The sequence below is a fragment of the Bacteroides sp. MSSM.1001136sp1_RTP21357st2_D2_RTP21359_211015 genome (genome assembly GCF_040913205.1).
In the GTDB taxonomy this organism is placed as follows: domain Bacteria; phylum Bacteroidota; class Bacteroidia; order Bacteroidales; family Bacteroidaceae; genus Bacteroides; species Bacteroides ovatus.
Map to the genome: position 1 here is coordinate 19271 of NZ_JBDFVF010000025.1, position 22293 is coordinate 41563.

At 42.5% G+C, this 22293-nt stretch carries 22 protein-coding genes and 1 pseudogene; 13 read left to right on the forward strand and 10 right to left on the reverse strand.

Annotated elements, in window-relative coordinates:
• Positions 1-106 precede the first annotated feature (106 nt).
• The 4 genes from AB5217_RS16115 (at position 107) to AB5217_RS16130 (ending at position 2348) form a co-directional block, all read left to right on the forward strand.
• Positions 107-1420 carry a TIGR01777 family oxidoreductase gene (locus AB5217_RS16115; RefSeq protein ID WP_004301972.1) on the forward strand — a complete coding sequence of 438 codons (1314 nt, stop codon included), beginning with the start codon at positions 107-109 and terminating at the stop codon, positions 1418-1420.
• A gap of 112 nt (positions 1421-1532) precedes the next feature.
• Positions 1533-1799 carry a GNAT family N-acetyltransferase gene (locus tag AB5217_RS16120; RefSeq protein ID WP_004301973.1) on the forward strand — a complete coding sequence of 89 codons (267 nt, stop codon included), beginning with the start codon at positions 1533-1535 and terminating at the stop codon, positions 1797-1799.
• A gap of 58 nt (positions 1800-1857) precedes the next feature.
• Positions 1858-2076, forward strand: coding sequence for a hypothetical protein (locus AB5217_RS16125; protein ID WP_004301974.1), 219 nt, complete (start codon positions 1858-1860; stop codon positions 2074-2076).
• Positions 2064-2348 carry an endoribonuclease VapD gene (locus AB5217_RS16130; protein ID WP_032845999.1) on the forward strand — a complete coding sequence of 95 codons (285 nt, stop codon included), beginning with the start codon at positions 2064-2066 and terminating at the stop codon, positions 2346-2348. Before AB5217_RS16125 ends, AB5217_RS16130 begins: the two co-directional genes overlap by 13 nt.
• A 56-nt stretch (positions 2349-2404) precedes the next feature.
• Here the strand turns inward: AB5217_RS16130 and AB5217_RS16135 are convergent, their stop codons facing one another.
• The 3 genes from AB5217_RS16135 to AB5217_RS16145 form a co-directional block, all read right to left on the reverse strand.
• On the reverse strand, positions 2405-2674 hold the full coding sequence (locus AB5217_RS16135; protein WP_004320675.1) for a zinc ribbon domain-containing protein: 270 nt from the start codon (positions 2672-2674) through the stop codon (positions 2405-2407).
• A 118-nt stretch (positions 2675-2792) separates the two neighbouring features.
• The gene (locus AB5217_RS16140; protein ID WP_004308271.1) at positions 2793-3524 is read right to left on the reverse strand and encodes an SDR family NAD(P)-dependent oxidoreductase; all 732 of its coding nucleotides are present in this window, start codon (positions 3522-3524) and stop codon (positions 2793-2795) included.
• A gap of 19 nt (positions 3525-3543) precedes the next feature.
• Complete coding sequence (locus AB5217_RS16145; protein WP_004304816.1) at positions 3544-3843, reverse strand: nitrous oxide-stimulated promoter family protein; 300 nt, start codon at positions 3841-3843, stop codon at positions 3544-3546.
• Positions 3844-4093: 250 nt separating this feature from the next.
• Between AB5217_RS16145 and AB5217_RS16150 the strand changes: the two genes are divergently transcribed.
• The 3 genes from AB5217_RS16150 to AB5217_RS16160 all read left to right on the forward strand — a co-directional run bounded on the left by AB5217_RS16150 (position 4094) and on the right by AB5217_RS16160 (position 7381).
• Entirely contained in the window at positions 4094-5599 is a 1506-nt protein-coding gene (locus tag AB5217_RS16150; protein ID WP_004301980.1) for a TrkH family potassium uptake protein, read from the forward strand.
• Positions 5600-5677: 78 nt separating this feature from the next.
• Positions 5678-5884, forward strand: coding sequence for a hypothetical protein (locus AB5217_RS16155; protein ID WP_007750505.1), 207 nt, complete (start codon positions 5678-5680; stop codon positions 5882-5884).
• Between the two features lie 123 nt (positions 5885-6007).
• Positions 6008-7381 (forward strand): MATE family efflux transporter, encoded by a 1374-nt coding sequence (locus AB5217_RS16160; RefSeq protein ID WP_032846003.1) that lies wholly within the window; start codon positions 6008-6010, stop codon positions 7379-7381.
• Positions 7382-7477: 96 nt separating this feature from the next.
• Here the strand turns inward: AB5217_RS16160 and AB5217_RS16165 are convergent, their stop codons facing one another.
• Complete coding sequence (locus AB5217_RS16165; RefSeq protein WP_004304818.1) at positions 7478-8461, reverse strand: fimbrillin family protein; 984 nt, start codon at positions 8459-8461, stop codon at positions 7478-7480.
• 71 nt (positions 8462-8532) lie between these two features.
• On the reverse strand, positions 8533-10383 hold the full coding sequence (locus AB5217_RS16170; protein ID WP_070782608.1) for an RluA family pseudouridine synthase: 1851 nt from the start codon (positions 10381-10383) through the stop codon (positions 8533-8535).
• A gap of 119 nt (positions 10384-10502) precedes the next feature.
• Here AB5217_RS16170 and AB5217_RS16175 point away from each other — a divergent pair, with 119 nt between their 5' ends.
• Together AB5217_RS16175 and AB5217_RS16180 are read left to right on the forward strand one after the other, a co-directional pair.
• Positions 10503-11030: an SGNH/GDSL hydrolase family protein gene (locus tag AB5217_RS16175; RefSeq protein ID WP_032846007.1), complete on the forward strand. Its 528-nt coding sequence runs from the start codon at positions 10503-10505 to the stop codon at positions 11028-11030.
• 120 nt (positions 11031-11150) lie between these two features.
• Complete coding sequence (locus AB5217_RS16180) at positions 11151-11615, forward strand: MaoC family dehydratase (RefSeq protein ID WP_004308264.1); 465 nt, start codon at positions 11151-11153, stop codon at positions 11613-11615.
• A 115-nt stretch (positions 11616-11730) separates the two neighbouring features.
• Here AB5217_RS16180 and AB5217_RS16185 read toward each other — a convergent pair whose 3' ends face one another.
• The gene (locus AB5217_RS16185; RefSeq protein WP_022200041.1) at positions 11731-12711 is read right to left on the reverse strand and encodes a linear amide C-N hydrolase; all 981 of its coding nucleotides are present in this window, start codon (positions 12709-12711) and stop codon (positions 11731-11733) included.
• Positions 12712-12869: 158 nt separating this feature from the next.
• On the opposite strand from AB5217_RS16185, the gene AB5217_RS16190 reads away from it, so the two are divergent.
• Positions 12870-13544 (forward strand): MarC family protein, encoded by a 675-nt coding sequence (locus tag AB5217_RS16190; RefSeq protein WP_004304823.1) that lies wholly within the window; start codon positions 12870-12872, stop codon positions 13542-13544.
• A 28-nt stretch (positions 13545-13572) separates the two neighbouring features.
• Here AB5217_RS16190 and AB5217_RS16195 read toward each other — a convergent pair whose 3' ends face one another.
• The 3 genes from AB5217_RS16195 to bla all read right to left on the reverse strand — a co-directional run bounded on the left by AB5217_RS16195 (position 13573) and on the right by bla (position 16487).
• The gene (locus tag AB5217_RS16195; RefSeq protein ID WP_004325104.1) at positions 13573-14100 is read right to left on the reverse strand and encodes a hypothetical protein; all 528 of its coding nucleotides are present in this window, start codon (positions 14098-14100) and stop codon (positions 13573-13575) included.
• Positions 14101-14121: 21 nt separating this feature from the next.
• Positions 14122-15534, reverse strand: a complete 1413-nt coding sequence (locus tag AB5217_RS16200) for a GNAT family N-acetyltransferase (protein WP_032846008.1) — start codon at positions 15532-15534, stop codon at positions 14122-14124.
• A 71-nt stretch (positions 15535-15605) separates the two neighbouring features.
• Entirely contained in the window at positions 15606-16487 is an 882-nt protein-coding gene (bla, locus tag AB5217_RS16205; RefSeq protein ID WP_032846009.1) for a class A beta-lactamase, subclass A2, read from the reverse strand.
• 1320 nt (positions 16488-17807) lie between these two features.
• On the opposite strand from bla, the pseudogene AB5217_RS24960 reads away from it, so the two are divergent.
• From AB5217_RS24960 to AB5217_RS16220, 3 genes and pseudogenes are all read left to right on the forward strand, one after another.
• Positions 17808-17885 (forward strand): annotated as a pseudogene (locus AB5217_RS24960) (SEC-C metal-binding domain-containing protein); the annotation flags it as partial.
• Positions 17886-17931: 46 nt separating this feature from the next.
• Positions 17932-18819, forward strand: coding sequence for a HEPN domain-containing protein (locus tag AB5217_RS16215; RefSeq protein ID WP_032846011.1), 888 nt, complete (start codon positions 17932-17934; stop codon positions 18817-18819).
• 634 nt (positions 18820-19453) lie between these two features.
• On the forward strand, positions 19454-21544 hold the full coding sequence (locus AB5217_RS16220) for a BT4734/BF3469 family protein (RefSeq protein ID WP_070782614.1): 2091 nt from the start codon (positions 19454-19456) through the stop codon (positions 21542-21544).
• 100 nt (positions 21545-21644) lie between these two features.
• Here AB5217_RS16220 and AB5217_RS16225 read toward each other — a convergent pair whose 3' ends face one another.
• Entirely contained in the window at positions 21645-22079 is a 435-nt protein-coding gene (locus tag AB5217_RS16225; protein ID WP_008651257.1) for a DUF6078 family protein, read from the reverse strand.
• Positions 22080-22293 lie beyond the last annotated feature (214 nt).

Below are 22293 nucleotides of genomic sequence, written 5' to 3' on the forward strand. Positions count from 1 at the left end.
TGTTTACGTCTATCTTGCAAAGATAACCTCATTTTGCTTTTTTCAAAGAACTTTTCTTGCATTTTATACGTTTTTCTAATAGAGTTAAAATAAACAACGAATCAAGATGAATATAGCAATGACCGGAGCTACCGGATATATAGGTAAACATCTTTCTAATTATCTTACAGAAAAGGGCGGACATCGGATCATTCCTCTAGGAAGGTCGATGTTTCGCGAAGGTATGTCCGGTTATTTGATTCAGACACTGACCCATTGTGATGTTGTCATCAACCTGGCAGGTGCACCTATCAATAAACGTTGGACACCGGAATATAAACAGGAGCTTTTCAACAGTCGTATTGTTGTAACCAATCGTATTATCCGCGCTTTGAACGCAGTCAAAACGAAACCGAAACTGATGATTTCGGCTTCTGCCGTAGGTTATTATCCTTCGGAAGCGGAGGTGGACGAATATACCCGTACCCGTGGAGAAGGTTTTCTGTCCGATCTTTGCTATGCGTGGGAAAAAGAGGCGAAACACTGTCCCGAACCTACAAGGCTCGTTATTACACGCTTCGGCGTAGTGCTTTCTCCGGACGGGGGAGCGATGCAGCAGATGCTTCGCCCTTTGCAAGCCACCAAGATAGCCACCGCCATCGGTCCCGGTACACAGGTTTTTCCGTGGATATCGATACGGGATCTTTGCCGTGCAATGGAGTTCTTTATCACTCACGAAGAGACACATGGGGTATATAACCTGGTTGCTCCGCAGCAGATCTCGCAATATGCTTTCACCCGTGCGATGGGAAAGGCTTATCGGGCATGGACAACGATGGTAGCTCCGCAACGAATTTTCCGTATCTTATATGGTGAAGCGGCATCTTTCCTGACTGCTGGCCAGAGAGTTCGCTCAACGCGTCTGACGGAGGCGGGATTTCATTTCTCCATTCCCAATGTCGGACGTCTTTTCAGAGGCACGGACCATAGTACGGTTACCTCTCTCGATTTGCACCGGTATATGGGACTTTGGTATGAAATAGCCCGCTACGAGAATCGTTTTGAATACGGACTTGTAGACGTCACGGCTACTTACACGCTCCGTCCCGACGGCATGATTCGTGTGGAGAACCGGGGATGCAAACGTAATTCTCCTTACGACATCTGCAAGACTGCCAACGGACACGCCAAAATACCCGATCCCACACAGCCGGGCAAACTGAAAGTGTCTTTCTTCCTTAGTTTCTATTCTGATTATTATGTCTTGGAACTGGATGAAGAGAATTACAATTATGCCCTGGTAGGCAGCAGTACTGATAAATATCTCTGGATACTAAGCCGTACACCCCAACTGCCGGAAGAAATCAAGAAGAAACTCGTCACCGCTGCCGAACGTCGTGGATACGATACGAGCCAGTTGAAGTGGATCGAGCAACTCTGATCGCAGGCATATACATATATCAGTTTATGCAATCCGCACCTAATAAATAATATAAGATTGTTTAGCGAAAGTATTTAACGGACGATAAACCAACTTTAAAACAACAGAAATTATGGATTACGAAATTATTCATCAGCCCGAACAAAAATTGTTCAAGACAGAAGTAGACGGTCGCACCGCCTTTGTACAATATCGCCTGATAGGTGATTCTCTTGATATTATCCACACAATTGTGCCACAACCCATTGAAGGGCGGGGGATTGCCGCTGCTTTGGTAAAAGCTGCTTACGCCTATGCATTAGCTAACGGGATGAAGCCGAAAGCAACGTGCTCTTATGCAGTGAAGTGGTTGGAAAGACACCCGGAAATAAATGGTTAAATACTCGCTTTTGATTCGTCGGAAAAGGAAATAATATTATCTTTGTAATTGGAAATCAATGAAGAAAAATAGTGTTATGATAAAAGAAGGTGAAAAGGTAAAAGTGGATCCTAGATTAACGGGACTCGATGAATGGATAGAGGGTACAGTAATTGATATTGAACATAATCCGTTCAAAGGCTTAGTTATAGCGATTCGTGATAAATTTAACCGTATTTTCTTTGGTGAGCAGAAATATTTTATTCCTGTAAATGAGGATAATGTATGTATGCAATAGCCTTTGATATGGTCATTACAGACCTACGTGCCAATTATGGAGAGCCTTATAACAATGCCTATTTTGAAATAAATAAAGTGTTGCGTCAGTATGAGTTTTATAATACGCAGGGTAGTGTATATCTAACAGAGAAAACTGATATGGCAAATCTTTTTCGTGCAATTGACGCATTGAAACGTATTCCTTGGTTTCAGGCGTCAGTTTGTGATCTTCGTGCGTTTCGTGTAGAAGACTGGTCGAACTTTACGGATTTTATAAAAGAAAATAAGTAGATAAGCTTTCAGGTCTGAATATGTATTCATGCCTGAAAGCTCCTTTTATTTCTCAATTACTGTTTCCACCTCTTCAACTGTGGAAAGTACTCCTTCATCGTTTTCCGTGCTTCCTCCACTGTGTATTTCACTTCCGAGTCTTTATTGAACTCATCCAGATAATTCAGATTAAGCTCGATCATCTCGTCCATGGTACACTCTTTCGTGAAATGTCCGTCCGCATAGCAATAGTGGCAATAATCTTCGTTCTTGCTACCGTCCGTTTCTTTTCCAAAAGTTGAGTCGTCTATCGGCATACCGCAACTTTGACAAAATTTTTGTTCCATCTTTTTTTGTTAGATTATAAGTTTATGTTACAAGACAAATGTAAGTAGAAATATTGGAAAAGAAGTAATCCGGTCTTGCTATTTATTCATTTATTTCTTTCCTGGTTTGCTTTTGGTGTTAATTGGTTTTCACGGGCAGCCGTTTCCACATCCAACGGGGAATCATTTTCCAGAAAAAGACCAGTATCCGGTAGCGCCAGTCGATCACTACTATCCGTTGTTTCCGCTCCAGTGACCAGGCGATGTGACGTCCCACTTTCGCTGCATCCATTAATAGCGGATAATGTTTCCCGTCGTTGAGCAAGTCGGTGGCAACAAATCCGGGACGGATATCAGTAAAACGGATATTCAGTTTTTGTAAATATGAAAGTTGTTCGAGAGCATCTATGTAAGTGTTCTGGAAGCGTTTGGTGGCAGAGTAGGCAGGAGCCACTCCAAGTCCTTTCGTTCCCGCGATGGAACTGATGACTGCCAGGTGGCCGCCTCCGCTTTTCCTGAAATAGATGAAAGCGGTATCCACCATGCGGATAAATCCCTCTACATTCGTGTATGCTGTGTTCAGCTCCACCTCCATGTTCAGATTCGTGTTCTGGAAACCGATGCCCGAACTAAGAAGAAACAAATCCATGCCGCCCACCTTGTCGATGAGCATATTCAATTTCTCGCCTGCATCTTCCTGGGTTACGTCCAACGTTTGAATTTGAATCTGATCCGGTGCTGCCCGTTGCAGGTTTTCGAGAGCAGATTGCCGTCTGCCGGCTACTCCGATTTGCCATCCATCCAGTAACAGACATTTTGCAACTTCTTGTCCGATGCCGGAGGTAGCGCCAATGATAATGGCTTTTTTCATTACTGATTTTTTTAGTAAGTTATAGGTTCAATAAATGTCGTATGGCCTGCCAGGGTGCATAAAGCAACATCCTCGGTCCGGAGAAACGCATCACCTGTCGCATTCGTTCGCGCATGACGGGTTTGTAACAATGTACGGTGCATTCCTTGCATGCACTCTTCTTCTCTCCAAACGGACAATGGTCGAGACGTGCGTGGGCATAGCGGAGCAACTCTTCACAGTCGGCACAAAGAATTGTATTTTTTTCTTTTTTCCGGCAATAGAGGCGGATCATCAACTCTACCGTTTTCTTTTCGTGCGCAATGCGTGATGCTTTCATCTCTTTCTTTTTTACACTTTGGAATGACAAAGATAGCGAAGATTATGCAGAAATGCAGGCGTATTCTGTTAAAATACACCTTCTTCTTTTTTCTATTTTGAAAAGCACCCTTTCATTTTGGTAGGGTATTTAGAGATTACTTTTTCAAAATGAAAAAAATATTGCATTGATTACAAGCTAATTATCAGAATCCTTTTCATTTTGGCATACTCTTGGCTATGAGGGGAACATACAAAATGATTCATGAGTTATGGAAGAGTACATTTCAGATAACAGTCTGTATATTCGGAGTAAGAATAATAGCATGATTAACCGGAAGATGATAGGGCGCGTGTTGGGTATGTTGCTATTTATCGAATTGGGGATGTTCTTACTTTGTGCCGGAGTGTCGGCTGGTTACGGGGAAAGTGATTATAAATACTTTCTTTACACCTGTATCATCAATGCTGTGGTAGGCGGATTGTTACTGCTCTACGGACGGGGAGCGGAGAATAAGATGAGCCGGAGAGACGGATATTGTGTGGTCACTCTTTCATGGGTGTTTTTTACCTTTTTCGGCATGCTTCCTTTTTATTTTAGCGGAAGCATTGATACGATAACCAATGCCTTTTTCGAAACCATGTCCGGGTTTACCACTACAGGAGCTACTATTCTCGATGATATTGAATCCCTTTCCCACGGTATGCTTTTCTGGCGAAGCCTGACGCAGTGGATCGGTGGTTTGGGGATTGTGTTTTTCACGATTGCCATTCTTCCTATCTTTACCACGGGAGGAGTGCAACTCTTCTCTGCTGAATCTACGGGAGTGACGCACGACCGTACCCATCCGAAAATCAATGTCATGGCCAAGTGGTTGTGGACAATTTATCTGGTATTGACAGTTTCGGAAACTGTCTTATTGATGTTTGGGGGCATGAGCTTGTTTGATGCCATTTGCCAGTCGTTTGCCACTACTGCTACGGGCGGATATTCTACCAAGCAGAACAGTATATCTTACTGGAATTCTCCGTATATAGAATATGTGGTGGCTATCTTTATGATTGTTTCCAGTATCAACTTCTCTTTGTTTCTGATGTGTTTGAAAGGAAAAGTCGGTCGTTTATTCAAAGATGAAGAGCTGCACTGGTTTCTGGCGTCAGTGGGTATCTTGACTTTTCTTATCACGTTGGCGCTCGTCTTTCAAAATCATTATGACTGGGAACTGGCTTTCCGGAAAGCATTGTTCCAGGTGTCTACGGTGCATACTTCCTGCGGTTTTGCTACGGATGATTATAATATGTGGCCTCCTTTCACGTGGTTACTGTTGTTCATTGCGATGCTTTCGGGAGGGTGTACGGGTTCTACCAGTGGAGGTATCAAGAATATGCGGTTGCTGATTGTGGCGCGTGCCATCCGGAATGAGTTCAAACATCTGCTCCACCCGAATGCCGTGCTTCCCGTACGTATCAATAAGCAGACGGTGTCTTCTTCTATCGTAACTACCGTATTGATTTTCTTTGCTTTTTATCTGGTTCTGATCCTGATTGGGTGGACGGCTCTTTTGTTTTTGGGAGTTGGCTTTTCCGAGTCCGTCAGTACGGTTATTTCGAGTATAGGCAATGTCGGTCCGGGATTGGGAACTTGCGGGCCTGCATATTCGTGGAATTCTTTACCTGATCTGGCAAAGTGGATACTTTCTTTTCTGATGCTGGTGGGACGTCTGGAATTGTTTAGTGTACTCCTGTTGTTTTATCCGGGATTCTGGAAGAATAGATAAACTGTAAATCATGAACGGGCTTCTGAAACATCGTTGGAAGAGTTTGTGGTTGACGGAAACAATCTGTATCTTTGCAGCATGAAAAAGTTATTGTGTCCGCAATGCAAGATTGCAGCTATGTATGTGAAGAATGAACAGGGTGACAGGCTGCTGGTTTATGTGCTCGAAGATGGTGAAGTTGTTCCCAAATATCCGGAAGATTCGATGGAGGGGTTCGATTTGACAGAAGTCTTCTGCCTGGGATGCTCGTGGCATGGTTCACCTAAACGGTTGGTGAAACGATAGACCGGGAGACTCATGCTCTCATACTGATTTTTTTGATTTATGTCAACTAAAAGAGGAACGCAAATCAAGAACTAATTCATTGAATTTTCCGTATCTTTGCATCCGATTTTAGAACATAGACGTATGGCAACTTCTAAAGAAATGACGGCAGGGCCGGCATTACCTCTCATTTTAAAGTTTACGCTGCCGCTTTTACTCGGCAATCTGTTGCAACAAACGTATTCGCTTGTTGATGCTGCAATTGTAGGAAAGTTTTTAGGAATTAACGCGTTAGCTTCTGTTGGAGCTAGCACATCGGTGGTGTTTCTTATTCTCGGGTTCTGCAATGGATGTTGCGGAGGTTTCGGAATACCCGTTGCGCAGAAGTTTGGGGCGCGGGATTACAGTACGATGCGCAGTTATGTGGCCGTCAGTCTGAAACTGGCTGCGGGAATGTCTGTGGTGATTGCTCTTCTCACCTGTATTTTATGTGAGGATATTCTTCGGATCATGCGTACGCCGGAGAATATTTTCGAAGGGGCGTATGCTTATTTGCTTGTCACGTTTATTGGTGTGCCGTGTACTTTCTTCTATAATCTTCTTTCGAGCATTATCCGTGCGTTGGGAGACAGTAAGACGCCTTTTTGGTTTCTGCTGTTTGCGGCTGTTCTGAATATCATTCTTGATTTGTTCTGTATTTTGGTACTTGGCTGGGGAGTGGCGGGAGCTGCTATTGCTACTGTCTTTTCGCAAGGATTGTCGGCTGTTCTCTGCTACATTTATATGTACCGGAAGTTTGAAATATTGCAAGGTACTCCGAAAGAACGCCGGTTCCAGTCGAAACTGGCTAAGACACTGCTTTACATTGGTGTGCCTATGGGATTGCAGTTTTCTATCACGGCTATCGGCAGCATCATGCTTCAGAGTGCGAATAATGCATTGGGAACGGCGTGTGTGGCAGCTTTTACGTCTGCTATGCGCATCAAGATGTTCTTTATCTGCACGTTCGAGAGTCTGGGAATTGCGATGGCTACGTATAGCGGACAGAATTATGGGGCAGGAAAACCGGAGCGTGTCTGGTTGGGAATTAAGGCGAGTGCTTTGATGATGATCGTTTATGCGGCATTTACGTTCGTTCTTCTGATGGTGGGAGCCAAATATTTTGCATTGATCTTTGTTGATCCGTCGGAAACGGAAATTCTGTTGGATACCGAGTTATTCCTGCATATCTCCTGTATGTTCTTCCCGATGCTTGGATTGTTGTGTATCCTGCGCTACACGATTCAGGGAGTGGGATATACCAATCTTGCCATGTTTTCGGGAGTGGCGGAGATGATTGCGCGTATCCTTGTCAGCATTTACGCTGTGCCTGCATTCGGCTTTATTGCTGTCTGCTACGGTGATCCGATGGCTTGGATAGCGGCAGACTTATTCCTCGTGCCGGCCTTTATCTATGTTTATCGCAGGTTGAAGAAGCAGGTATTTACGAATAGTCAGGTTACGCAAACGGTGGCATGATTGCCGGTTTGTGGCTTGCGTAACCCGACTTGCAGTTTGCATAACCCGGTTTGTGGCTTGCGTAACCTGGTTTGCTTTGATTTTATTTCGGATATTTTAATCTTGTACAGGGTATAGCGGGTTTCCGCTTTCGTCTACCTCTGTCCATTCTTTCACACTGACATTGGCGAATGAGATGGAGTTTTCATTGATAACTGCCCGGAAAAGGTATGAATTTCCGGCTGACAGGAGGTTGTTGGGTGGAGTGAGCGGAGTGGTGTAGGTACGTGAAAAGCTTTCTCCGTTTACCATCAGCTCCAGTGTCAAAGTCATGGGAGAGGAGCTCTTTACGGGTAACATGATATATTGTACGGTGAAGTCGTTGATTCCCATATCGGCTGCTTTGTCATAGCTGACTTCCGAAGTGATGATACCTGTTGACAAATCCATGATTGCGCCCGGTTTCGGTGGGGTGATGGTAGCGGAAAGTATCTTGTTTAAAGTGATATTTTCTCCTCCGGCGATCGCTACAACTACTTGCGTGGCTGCGTGTTGGTAGGTTATGGGGATATTTATCTGTGAACTGGCGATGTCCTGATGAACTGCGTGCCACCAAAGATAATCTACTCCGTTGGATAAAGGTTCGGATAGTCCGTTGGTGAAAGTAGGCGCCGGGCTGGTGGAATTGCATGATACGGCATAAAAGCTATAGATAGCATTGCTCAAATACATTTTATATCCTAGATTTCCTGTCAGTACACCGGGGGAGGAGGTGACATAGTTGCCTTGAGCAACGGGAGCGCCTGTGATATTGTTCGATGTGTTGGCTGTATAGGCACACAACCAGCTTTGAAGTCCTTTTCCCATGGGGGACATGGCTCGTGTGATGTTTCGTCCTTCTACGGAAGCACTGAAAGTAATCAGCGCATTCTCTTTGGCCGGATTACCGTTGTTGTCATCATTGCCGGAGCCGGATGAGCCTCCGTTGTTTTCTTCGTCAGGATAGTTGATGTAGATATTGTTTTTGGAGCAGGCTCCCAGTAGCAGCATTGCTAAAGCAGATACGGCTAAATACTTTGTAATGCGGAATTTGATGTCCATAGTCAGGTTCTTTTTGAAAATTAGTAATTACCCCTATATACATTTCAAAAAGAATTTGGTTCATGGCTTAATCATATTTTTTTATGGAAATCGGCCTCTTTCTGTATGCAGAGAATGTCTCCGTATATGGGATGGCGGAACTCTATATATTCGGCATGGAGGTATAGTCTGTCTGCTTTCTTTCCGTAGAGTTCGTCTCCAAGTATGGGGCATCCCAAGCCTTCCGGATGGGCGGCGTGTACTCTTAACTGATGTGTGCGTCCGGTCAATGGATAGAAGATAATCCGGGTGTATTTTCTTGACTCATTGATACTCCGTTCTGATTCATCAATCCTGTTTGATTCGTTGAAAGTGTTTTCAGATTCACTGGTAATTCTTTCAGACTCACTGATGATCTGATATTCTGTAATCGCTTCTTTCCCGTGTTCGCTACTAACCATTTGCCGAGGACGGTCGAGAGGATTCAGACAAAGAGGGAGTTCGATTCTTCCTGTATTTCCTGTTCTTTCTGCTTTTGCTGTTTTTTTCGTTAATACAGTTTCCTTTGCTATTAATATAGCTTTCTCTGCTATTGGCTTTGTCTCTTTCTCTTTCTCTTTCTCTGTTTTTATTATCGCCCCATCCAGCACAGCCACATAGCGTTTCTTAATACTTCTGTTTGCAAATTGCGCCTGTAAATCCTGATGTACCTCTTTTGTTTTGGCAACGAGCAATAATCCTGAAGTAGCCATATCGAGCCGATGTACAATCATGGGACCGGTAGCTTCGGGATATTTTTTCTTCAAACGATGATAGACTGAATCTCTGTCCTCCGCTTTTCCCGGAACGGACAACATCCCTGCCGGTTTATTGACTACCAGCAACCATTCATCTTCAAACACGATTTCCAGTTCTTCCTCTTCATGAACAGGATTCAGCAGTGGATTTTCGTCTACCTCCAATCCTTGCAACATGTGTTGCAGAATCGGTTCGCACTTCCCTTTGCAGGAAGGATAATAATATCCGTGATGCCGGATTTCGTTTTTAGGAGAGTCGCCCCACCAGAATTCAGCCATAGCCAATGGCTTTAATTGATGAAGATACGCATATTGCAATAACTTAGGCAAAGCACATTCACCCGCACCGGCAGGAGGAACTTTCTGAACCGTTTGCTCGAAAATAGTATATAAATCTTTCACCTCTCCTTGGGCATTTAGCATCCGGAATTGCTCGAATAACTTTCTTTGTAAAGCTGCTGAACGTTCTTTTCGTTCGGTTTTCAATCGCTCTATTTCAATATCGAAGTGCCTGACTTCCGTTTCGAGCTCTTCCAATCGTTTCTTCCATTCCTTTTCCAGTCGTTTGTATTCCGCTTTTTGGTATTGGCTTTCCCGAATCAGGGAGGCTTGTTCTTCTTCGGAAAGCTCCGGAGATGACTGGCGGCGAATCTCTCTCGCCTCCTTTGCCATTTTAAGCTCCGCTTTTGCTTGATTCAAAACAGCTTTAGCCTGTTCCGTTTCTATCTTCCATTTCTCTTTTGAATCGAGATAAGAACTACTGTTTTCCAGTTCACGAATACGGATATTAATGGCAGAAATCTGTTCTTCTTCGATTTTGAAGAATCCCTCTGGTTGTAATAGGTCATAAACAGGAGGAACGAAATAAGGATGCAGATTCTTTCCGGCCAGATTGCCGGAGAAAGCTGCAAGATAACCAATCTGATTTTCTTCGTTGTTTGTTATTCCGTTGTCCGTTTGCACAATCAACACTCCAAACATCTTTCCGGAAGCCAATTCCTCTTGCCATTCTTTCCGGCTTGCAATATATTCTTTCACTTCTTCCGCAGCCAACACACACAATGGATGAGGTGTATAATGGAAAGGATAAGTGAATTTCTCCGGCAACGCAAGGTGAGAAACGGGTTTCTTGAAAAAATGTATCATCGGTTTATATATATGAATGAATGTGATTACCTTTGCAAAAGTAACGTAAATCCGCGAATTTTATTCTATATTTGTTTGAGAGTTTGAGTGAGATAACGTGGACGTTTGAATGAAATTGTATGGATAGGATAGAAGAAAAAACAAAATTTGCCTTTCTTGGTAACAGTCACATGGCTTTTTGGGCGCTAGATATCTATTTCCCACAATGGGAATGTCTGAACTATGGTGCTCCCGGTGAAGGGCTGGCCTATGTGGAGTCTTTTGCGGTAGACACTTCCGATTGCCAGGTCGTCGTTCAATTCGGAACCAATGATATTTATCAGTTGAACGATGAAAATATAGATGAATATGTAGAGCGTTATGTAAAAGCGGTTCTTGCCGTCCCTTCACTGAAAACATATCTTTTCTGTATTTTTCCGCGTAATGATTACGATGATTACAGTACGGCTGTGAATAAATTTATCCAGATCCTTAACCGGAAGATACACGAAAAATTGCAGGGAACAGATATTGTCTATCTGGACGTATTCAATCGTTTATTGCAGGATGGCAGGCTGAATCCGGAGTTGACTCTCGACGATTTACATTTGAATGGTAAGGGGTACAGTATTCTGACAGAAGCACTGAAACAGGCTTCCAGTTTGTAAAACATACCTAAATACTTCATTCCTTGCTTTTATTTATAAATTTGGTGGCATATCAGTTTATTTTTCCTATTTTTGTCCCCAATTTAATAGTAAATAACCCCCATAAAAACGATAAGACTTATGGAAAAAGTAATTATCAATTCGTACGAAGAATTCGAAAAACTAGTAGGCCAACAGATAGGTGTTTCCGATTATGTGGAACTCTCGCAGGAACGTATCAATCTTTTTGCTGATGCAACGCTGGATCATCAATGGATTCATGTAGATACGGAACGTGCGAAAGTAGATAGCCCTTATCATAGCACGATTGCTCATGGCTACCTGACATTGTCTATGCTTCCTTATTTGTGGAATCAGATTATCCAGGTGAATAACCTGAAAATGATGATTAACTACGGTATGGACAAAATGAAATTCGGTCAGGCTGTATTGTCAGGACAGAGCATCCGTCTGGTGACTACTTTGCACTCGCTGACTAATCTGCGTGGTGTGGCAAAAGCGGAAATCAAGTTTGCTATCGAAATAAAAGACCAACCAAAGAAGGCGCTGGAAGGAATTGCTGTATTCCTTTATTATTTCAATTAATGGCAAGCTGTTAAAGAAACAGATTTTATCCCCGGAAATGATCGAAATACGTCTCAAAAGTTAGATACAAAAACTTTTGGGATGTGCTTCAGATGGATCGTTTCCGGGGATAATTTTATCCTTTTACTCCCATAAATCTGAACGGCTGTGCCGGTTTAAACTCTTTCGTTGCATTTCCATGATAAGTTTCACCGTTTGCGATAGATAATTTGAGTACCGGAGCTCCTTCCGACAAGTCTGTTTCCCGTAAGTTTACCCAGAATGTATTAGGTGTCAGACTTGATTCGAAGAAGTAGAGCAAATTCTTACTATCCGATACCGTTCTCCATTGTGTGGTGGAAATTTCTGGAAATTCGGGAGTGGATATGCCATAAGGAACAGAAGTATTACGGATAACGCTGAATACGCTTGCTATGGCTATTCTCACATCATCTGTTTGGGGCAGGGCATTGATATAAAAACTGGCTCTTGCAAAACGGTCGGACGGACGGTTGGTTCCGGGCAGGAAGCTCAATCCTCCTATTGATTTCCAGTATTCGTTTAGTGCCAGTTGCTTGTTGTAGGTAGGGGAGTTGGTCATTACTTTGTACTCCTTGCTGTGGTAAACAGTCAGCTTTCCACTCGTATATTCGAATATTGCACAATCGCCCGTTGCGTCGGAAATAGATAAATGCAAGGTTGCCAGGCGGGAACCATCCGGCATCAGGTCCGATACCACTTGGAAAGTGTTTTCATCAATGAAAGCGACAGCCTCGTCTACGGTGGCGAAGTTATCCAGCATATATTGCACCCATGCAGTAATGGCAAGTCCCGGTTTACTTTGATCTCTGACCGGATACTCCGTTTCGGGCAACCATAACAGATTGGCAACCAAACCTTTCTCATTCATCCCGTCTGTGCTGGCAATCTCGAAAGCCGAAGTTACCACACTGCCATACTTGGACGTCCATTTCAGGGAGTTGGCTCCCGTTTCTCCATTTCTTTCCATACCTTTGGGAAATACCCAAAGATTGCTGTGCATTTCTGTTTTCCAGTCCATAGACCGGCCGGTTGCCACCATTCCATTCTTTCCCGAATAAACGACTCTTGTACACATAATTTTAATTTCTAGTTAAAGGTTTATTATAAGCTGCTTTTACAGGGAATCCAACGGATGCGAATTCATTCCGCAAAAGCGTATTCTGAAAACAATAACGTTCCATTTATGTTTTAGATAAGTATCAGATATTAATAAAGTATCAAAAAACAGGAATTATGTCATTAAGTAATCTTCTCATCATATTTTCGTCATCGTTTATGGCGCTGTTTCCGGTGATAAACCCTTTGGGGAATGGTTTTGTCGTCAATGGATTCTTTACAGACCTCGATCCTCAACAACGGAAAGCAGCCATTCAGAAGCTGACGCTCAATTTTATAATGATCGGTGTAGGGACATTGGTGATAGGACATCTGTTTCTATTGATTTTCGGTTTGGCTATTCCTGTTATTCAGTTAGGAGGTGGAATACTGATTTGTAAGACGGCAATGGAGCTGTTGGGCGATTCAGGTTCGTCTGATAAAGAAGAAGCCAGCAAGAATGTAGACGGCTTCAGATGGAAAAACATCGAGCAGAAGATATTTTATCCCATCACGTTTCCTATCAGTATCGGACCGGGCAGTATATCGGTTATCTTTACTTTGATGGCGTCTGCCAGTGTTAAAGGTAAATTGTTGCAAACTGGGATTAATTATTTGGTCATTGCGCTTGTTATTATTTGTATGGCGGCCATCTTTTATGTATTCCTTTCACAAGGACAGAGGTTTATTCAGAGGTTGGGACCGGTGGGAAATCAAATTATTAATAAGCTTGTTGCTTTTTTCACTTTCTGCATCGGTATTCAGATTTCGGTGACGGGTATATCCCAGATATTCCATCTGAATATACTCTAATTGAACGGTGAGATAAAAGCAATAGAAATTATCTGTTTTTCTTTGCTTTCATGGCTTTCAGGGTGTTTTTTCGTACGGAACGGATAGCGGGAACCAGTAAGTCGGGCTCCATGATTTCCAGTATTGTGCGTAATTCCTGTTGCAGTTCCGGGATGGAGCGTGTCAGTTGATAAGCCAGTTTCATGCAGAGCGATTGCACGCCCGGTGGTTCCTCGCGGGATATCATGCGTTCCATGCAGAAATCAAGGAAATCCACTCGTGGCGGATCGGCGGCAGGTTGCTGGCATATCAGGTTCAGGATCATTCTCCGTTTTCCCGAGTGTGGGCAGGTCATGGCAGCGTCAATCAATTCTTCTTGTTTCCGGCTCAACCATTCTACATCTGCCTTGGAGAAATGAGTACATACCCACAATGCCTGATAGGAAACAATGTGGTCTTTGTCGAATATCAGCTGGTAGACTTCTTCTCTAAGACGCTCGTCGTCCTGTATGAAATGGAGTACTTCTCTGATATCTTCAATGTGTACACGTTCGGATAATCTGGCACGTAAGTTCATGTTTCTTTCGTTTTTGGGAAATTAATCTCTATTAGTGGAATCAGCTTCCGGCAGTTGCAAATGAAGAATAGGGAAAGGTTTACCCATGCTGTCCGTTTCATCTCTGCCGATGACTTGGAATCCCAAATGGAGATAGAACTGGAGTGCTTTTTCATTCTGCTCGTTTACGTCCACCTTATCCATCTGCTTTTTGTCTCTTGCATATTCCATTAATCGTTTGCCATATCCTTTTCTCTGTTCGTCGGGGTGTACGAATACCATTTCGATCAGTTCGTCGCTCAATCCCATGAAGGCGGCAATCTTTCCGTTGGCATTCCGGATAACAAAAAGTTCAACAGCGGGTAGATAATGCTTCCGCACCAGTGGTTTATAGAACTGGATATGTTCTTCCGTCAGGAAATCATGCGTGTGGCGAACGGACATTTCCCATACATGGAGGATTTCATCATAGTCTTCCGGAGTAGGTTGGGAGATGCCGGGCAGGTAGTAGCACTGGTGGTCGTAGATGTTTCCGTTGTAAGTCAGTTCTGCCTGATGAAGTGTACCTTCATAGATGAAACCGTTCTTTTTCAGTACTTTCTGCGAACGTTTATTGTGCGGATAACAGGTCGCTGTGATGAGGCTAAGCCGCAATTCTTCAAAGCCATAGTTGAGGACACCCTGCACTGCTTCGGTCATGTATCCTTTGCCCCAATATGATTCGTCGAGCCAGTAACCCAACATTCTCACTTGTAGATTTTCGCGTTTAGGGTCGGGGATAATTCCTACCGAACCGATTAGCTGTTTTGTATCTTTTAGTATCACTGCCCATATTCCCTCTTGGTTGATAAATGTGGAATGAAGTATCCGGCGGGATTCATCCAACGTACGATGGGGTGGCCATCCGGCATTGTTTCCCAAATTCGGGTTCTGGCAACAAGCAAAGAACGCTTCAGCATCTCTTTCTTCGAAAGGGCGGAGAAATAAACGTTCTGTATGGAGCGTCACGGGGGGAATACTTTCTGTTTCAGTTTCCTGTCTTGCTTTGTTTTTCGATTCGTTTGCAGTTCTCCGATATACGCACTCAATCCGGTTTCCGTCAGGATCGAGGACTACACTTTCAAAGTATCCGTCTCCCGAAGTACGCGGTTCGCCGGCGATGGTATATCCTTCCGAACGCATTTGTTCGGTGAAGCGTAATACTTCTTCCTGGCTGGGAAAGGTGAAAGCAAAGTGTGTCAGTCCAACCCTGTTTTCTTCAATGGGAGTGTTCTGTACATCTGTACGACTCATCAGTTCCAAGTCTGTTCCCTCTCCAAAAGAGATAAAATAGGACTCGAATCCTTTCTTGGGATTGATATATTTTTCGTTGCTTTTTCCTCCGAAGAAGCGGACATAGAACTCTTTTAGTTCTTCCAGACGAAAAGTCCAGATAGCGATATGATGTAGTTTCATATAAATGAATTTTCTAATTTCTATTACTTTGTTTCAATCTTCATTCGTACCGAATGTACTTTGTCTCCATCTTAATGCTGCATTACATATTCGTAAACGATACGGGAAATATCAGCGATAATTTTATTGTTCGCTTGATTATTTTCTTCAGAATCCTTCACGAAGACAGCTATACTATAAGTACGTCCACCGGGCAAAAGAACGAAACCGATGTCATTACAACCGATTTGTTGTCCTTTCGCATTAAGATCTCCCGTTCCGGTTTTATGACCTACGGTTACTTTTTTGTCGAGCAACGGAGCAACCAGACGGTCTTGCCCGGTTTGACATTCTACCATTGTTTGAAATATGAAGTCTTTGTACACTTTGGGAAACAATGGCTTCTTACGGAATATTTCCACTAATTCGGCTGCGGCTAACGGAGTAGTCCAGTTTTCATAACATAGGTTCAAGTCTTCGTGCATGGCAGTTTCTGTACCGACGATGGCACATTCCCGAATTCCTAGTGAATGGATATACTTATTCACAGCATCCGGACCACCCTGATAGTTGAAAAGAATATCGCAAGCATTGTTATCACTCTGCTGAAGTGTGTATCTTAGGAGGTCGGCAATACTCATTTCAATTCCTCCTTGCGGATATTTATCTCGAAGCGGACTATAAGTGTCCGGCTTTAAATCCGATTTCTTAATGGGTAACCGGGTTTCCAGCGATTGCTTCTGTTTTCCCATATAATCTGCCAATGCTAATGCCTGATGAAACTTGAATACGCTCATCAGTGGATAGTGAATATCATTATTGACAGTTACCGTATCTTTTCCATCAATGATGACGGCTATTCCTATTTCGGCCTTCTTTCCTTTGATGGCTTCTTTCAACTGTGTCTCAAGTTGAGTTTGTCGGGCAAACAGGAGGGTGGGGACCAGACAAAGAAATACTATGAATGAACGCATAATCAATTTCTCTTTTAACGGGTTACTAATTCTCTATTGAAATCATATTTTCTGTTGAAGTCACAAAGGTATAAATAGTAATTGCCTTTGCAAATTCTCATTCAAAAATAGTGATGTCGGATAAGAAATTCCTACTTTTGTGAATCAATCAATTAATGAGTAGATATTATGATAAGATGTCAGTCGGAATTATTTCAATCATCGGTAAAATTAGTAGATGGATTGAAGATGAATACAAAAGAAGATTTAAAGCAGATGGCGAAAATATTATGTCTACCTGTTCCCACAAAACTGCGCAAAGATGAATATGCAACCTACTTTGCAGAAGCAGTTTTGGCTTGCCCTGATATGTGGCTTCCCCGATTGACACAGTATGAGCTGACTTTGCTTGATAAGTTGGTGAAAGCGGGAACCGATACGTATGTAGAAACTACAAATTCATTTATGGTGAGTACGTTGGAAATTCTGTCTTTCGTAGCGACGGATACTTGTCACTTGGAAGAAAGTAAAGTCCGCTACATGATTTGTGATGAATTGCGTGAAGCCGTAGCTCCTTATTTAAATAATTATTTGACTTCGGAAAAGCAGGCAATCCGTTTTATGGTAGAGCAGTATGCTTATGGAATCATAAATTTATATGGTTATCTGTCTTATTTCGATCTGTTAAGTATGCTGGTTGACTATTTGCAGGATTCGGTGACGAAAAGAGAAATAGCCGATAGTTTGGCTAATTCGGCATTGATACAGCGGCTAACCTTTGAGGCGGTGGATGGTTATAACTCTACTATTTGTATACAGTCTCCATTTTTGGACGATTTAGATGATTTGGAAGAAAAAATGTATGCTCGTCGTGAAATAACAAATAGGAAGAAGTTTTCCAAAGAAGAAGCTTTTGCGGCAGGAATGATGCCGTTAGTCGTTATTCCTAATCCGTGTTGGGATGAATTGAAGGTATATATGATGAAGAAACTGGGATATACGGAGGAAAAAGCGGATAGCAGTTTGGCATATTTGTGGCTTACTGCTCAAACGGAAGAAAATTCAATGTCTATTATTACTTCAATGATTAGCCATAAACTTTCTTCCATGCAGGAGCTGCAAGAGGCTATTGAACTATTTATGGATTATGTGAATCATTGTCCCCGTTGGTTCCTGAAAGGTTATTCTTCGGATGAAACATTCGTTTTATTTCAAAAAGACAAATTTAGAAAGAATCCTCCCCGCGTTGTTGCAGGCCCGAATATGAAAGCTGCCGGTATGGACATTACTCCGGAAATGCAGGCTGGGATAGACAATCTGTTTCGTGGTATGCCTTCCGGACACACGGTCGGAAGGAACGATCCTTGTCCCTGTGGAAGCGGGAAGAAGTATAAAAAGTGTTGTGGAAGGAATAATTGACCTTATAAAGTTCGTATCTTTGTAAAGTTTTCAAATAAGCATGATTATGAAAAAGTCTATAAAACGTTTACCCAAGCGAACGCAGGAAGAATTGACAGTCTTGCTGGATTTAGTGCGTAAAAGCATCGGGAATTGTCAGATGGTTATCCTGTTCGGAAGTTATGCAAGGGGAAACTATGTTTTATGGGATAGTAATATAGAATTCGGTGTTCATACTTCGTATCAGAGTGATTATGATATTCTTGTGGTCATAACCGGACCGGCTAAGCAAGTGGAAGAGAAATTACACCGTATTACGAATAAATATCATGACTTGTTTGCAGATCGTCGTCATGCTTTTCCGCAATTTATAGTAGAGCATATTAATACTGTAAACCGTAACTTGGAAGTCAGCCAGTATTTCTTTACGGATATAGTAAAGGAGGGGATTATGCTTTATAATAGTGGCAAACATGAATTGGCTAAACCACGGAAGTTGAGTTTTAGGGAGATTCGAGATATTGCACAAAAAGAATTTAATGAATTATATCCATATGCTTGCGGGCTTTTAGAAGGGGTGAAAGAATATTATTTGCCTAAGAAACAAACTAAGATTTCTGCTTTTCTTCTTCATCAGACGTGTGAGAAACTTTATAATTGTATCCTGATGGTCTTTACGAACTATCGCCCAAAGAGTCATAAAATCAAAGAACTTGGTGGGATGGTGAAACGTTTTTCTATGGAATTAACTGCAGTCTTTCTTCAAAATACGGACGCAGAGAAAGAATGTTTTGATTTATTATGCCGTTCTTACATTGAAGCTCACTATAACAAAGATTTCAGTATCTCGCAAGAACAACTGGAATACCTTATTTCTCGCATAGGTATTTTGAAAGATATAACTGAACGTCTGTGTAAGGAGAAAATTGCGGAATATGATACGATGGCGGAATAATTGTCCCCTGTGAAATAAGTAGGTGTCGCATTTATAACTTGAATTCAGCTTCAGGGTCCTATGAAATGAAAAAACGAAATATATCTGTCATCTGTCACAATTTATAAATTAACTTCCAGAGTATGAGTGCTTAATGGTGTGACAGCACAAGGTGATAGCAGTGTGATAGCAATAATGCTGTCACCCAAAAACAAAGAAAAAATCAAAGATACTGTTTGGAATTTGATAGTATCAGCCATAGAAAGATAAGGCGTTCTATTTATTATCCCCGTACATTATGAGTTGTGTCCTGCCTTGAAGCCAACGGTTTCAAGGTGCGAAACTGTTGGTTCTGCGGTTTGAAACTTTAGTTTCATACGCTTGAAACTCTAGTTTCAATTACTTGAAACCATTGGTTTCTTACCGATGAAACTACAGTTTCTCTTAGCTGAAACTTTAGTTTCAAGCAAAGGAAACTAACTTGAAGCGTAACTGCGTGTAGGCGAACCTGTTTCTTTCCCCCAAAGAAATACTTGACATATCAATAATTTTCTAAATTAAAGTATTGTTTCCCTTGTCGGTTCCGGATAATATGAGTAATTTAGCAGTCTCAACGATCACAAAGACGCTGACAAAACAAATTATTATCAAATTAATGAAAATTACTCAATTTCGTAAGAATGAAGATACGATAGCGCTCAGCGTAATGGATCTTGATATACTGGTAAATAAGATAAAGACAGAAATAAAATCCCGCCCTGTTTCTACATTCAGAGAGCATCTGCGATATACCCTTTCCGATGAACGGTGTATGTTTGCCGATAAACTGCCCAAGATAATTCCTTCCGCTGAATTCCGTAAAGTAAACGGTCAGAAACAGATGAAAAACTACAACGGTATTGTAGAACTGACCATCGGTCCTTTATCCAATAAGTCGGAAATCGCTTTAGTGAAACAAAAAGCCTGTGAGCAACCACAAACCCGTTGTGTTTTTATGGGTTCAAGTGGTAAAACGGTGAAAATATGGACTACCTTCACCCGACCGGACAACTCGCTTCCTAAAACACGGGAAGAAGCGGAACTATTCCACGCCCATGCTTATCGACTGGCTGTGAAATGTTATCAGCCCCAAATCCCATTCGATATACTTCCCAAAGAACCGACTCTGGAACAATATTCGCGATTATCCCACGATCCGGACATCATATATCGTCCGAATTCAGTCCAATTTTATCTCTCTCAACCATCATCAATGCCCGAAGAAACCACTTTCCGGGAAGCGGTTCAGGCGGAGAAATCTCCATTGACTCGTGCCGTACCGGGATATGATGCGGAAAATGCCTTCCTGATGCTTTTCGAAGCCGCTTTTCGGAAAGCGTATGCCGATCTTCGGGAAGCGGGACTTGAATTGCGTGAAGGCACATGGCATCCTTTAGTCGTTCAACTGGCTAAAAACTGTTTTGCTTCGGGACTTCCGCAAGAAGAAGTCGTGAGACGTACCGTTTTCCACTTCTATATGTATAAACAAGAAGAGCTTATTCGGCAAATGATCGGCAATATATATACCGAGTGCAAAGGCTTCGGCAAGAATATCAGCCTAAGCAAAGAGCAGCAACTCGCCTTGCAGACTGAAGAATTCATGAAACGCCGCTATGAATTCCGCCATAATACCCAAATTGGTGAGGTAGAATATCGTGAAAGGCTTTCTTTTCGTTTCCGCTTCAATCCTCTCGACAAACGTGCGTTGAACAGCATTGCTTTGGATGCACAAATGGAAGGCATCCCCTTGTGGGACAGGGATATTAGCCGTTATATTTACTCCAACCGCGTCCCTGTATTCAACCCGTTGGAAGATTTTCTCTACCGGCTTCCCGCATGGGACGGTAAAGACCGTATTCGTGCATTGGCAGCCACCGTCCCTTGTAAGAATCCGTATTGGATGGATTTGTTCCACCGTTGGTTCCTCAATATGGTTTCTCATTGGAAAGGAAGCAATAAAAAGTATGCAAACAGTGTTTCGCCCTTACTCGTCGGACCGCAAGGAACACGTAAATCCACCTTTTGCCGGAGCATAATGCCTCCTTCCGAGCGTTCCTACTATACCGACAGTATTGATTTTTCCCGAAAGAAAGATGCCGAACTTTACCTCAATCGTTTTGCGCTTATCAATATCGATGAATTTGACCAGGTGAGTTCGACACAACAAGGCTTTCTGAAACATATTCTGCAAAAGCCAGTATTGAATGTGAAGAAACCTCATGGCAGTGCCGTGCTTGAAATGCGCCGTTATGCCTCATTCATAGCTACAAGTAACCAGAAAGACTTGTTGACCGACCCTTCCGGCAGCCGTCGTTTTATTTGCATCGAAGTGACCGGAGTGATTGACACCAATCGTCCGATAGACTATGAGCAGCTTTACGCACAAGCTATGTACGAATTGGAACATGGCGAACGTTACTGGTTCGACCAGGAGGAAGAAAAGATCATGGTGGAAAACAACCGTGAATTTGAACAAGTCCCACCGGAAGAGCAACTTTTCTTCCGTTATTTCCGTGCCGCACAGCCTGAAGAAGGGGAGTGGTTGTCTCCAGCGGAGATTATGGAGGATATTCAAAAAGGCAGTTCAATCCCGATGTCTGTCAAGAGGGTTAATTCCTTCGGAAGAATACTGAAAAAGCAAGAAATACCTTCCAAACATACGCGTAGCGGTACTCTTTATCATGTCGTAAGACTAATAACCAGGTGACGGCAAAAATGCCATCACCCTGCTGTCACCTCTTGCTGTCACGGGCTTATCGGTTCATTACTAAACTATTAACTCCTAAACTGTGACAGATGACAGCAACTTACCAAATATATTCTTCTGTGTAACGTTGGTAAGTTGGTTCTTCTTTTATCCCTTTATTACGGAACAGTTGTTTTATATAGGCTTGGTCTTTAGGCATAAGCCCCCGTTCTCCACGATAGAACCGATAATATCCCGTTTTCCCGTAGTGTCCCACTAATTGTATTCTGATACTGACTGCATCCTCATAAGGGATTCTGTCGAGCAACCGTTTTAGTCCCCATGCCACATGAACTTTGACAGCAGTCTTGAAACATTCGCATTGGTTTCCATCCGCAGGATAACGTGCCGGATTAACGATGGAGATATAAAGATAGTCGGCTATTTTATCTTGCGTAACTACGTGGCGCAAGCATTTCGAGGCTTGTGGACATTGGTCGTTGAAACACCGGGAGAAATTGTAGGGGACAGACGGGCTGTCGGATTCTTCTTTCATCTTGTAGGGTTTATTTTATTTGTGAGATACTGTTGTTAATATGTTAATATACGGGAAAATATTCTTCGCAAAAGTAGGGCTTTATTTTGGGAATGGGAAGTGTTTGGACAAATATTACTAATATGCAAAGAATCTTTTATAGAGAAATTGTGTTGTGATGTATCAAAAAATCTCTATTTCTTTCTCATATTCTATATTTTTACCTATTTTTGTA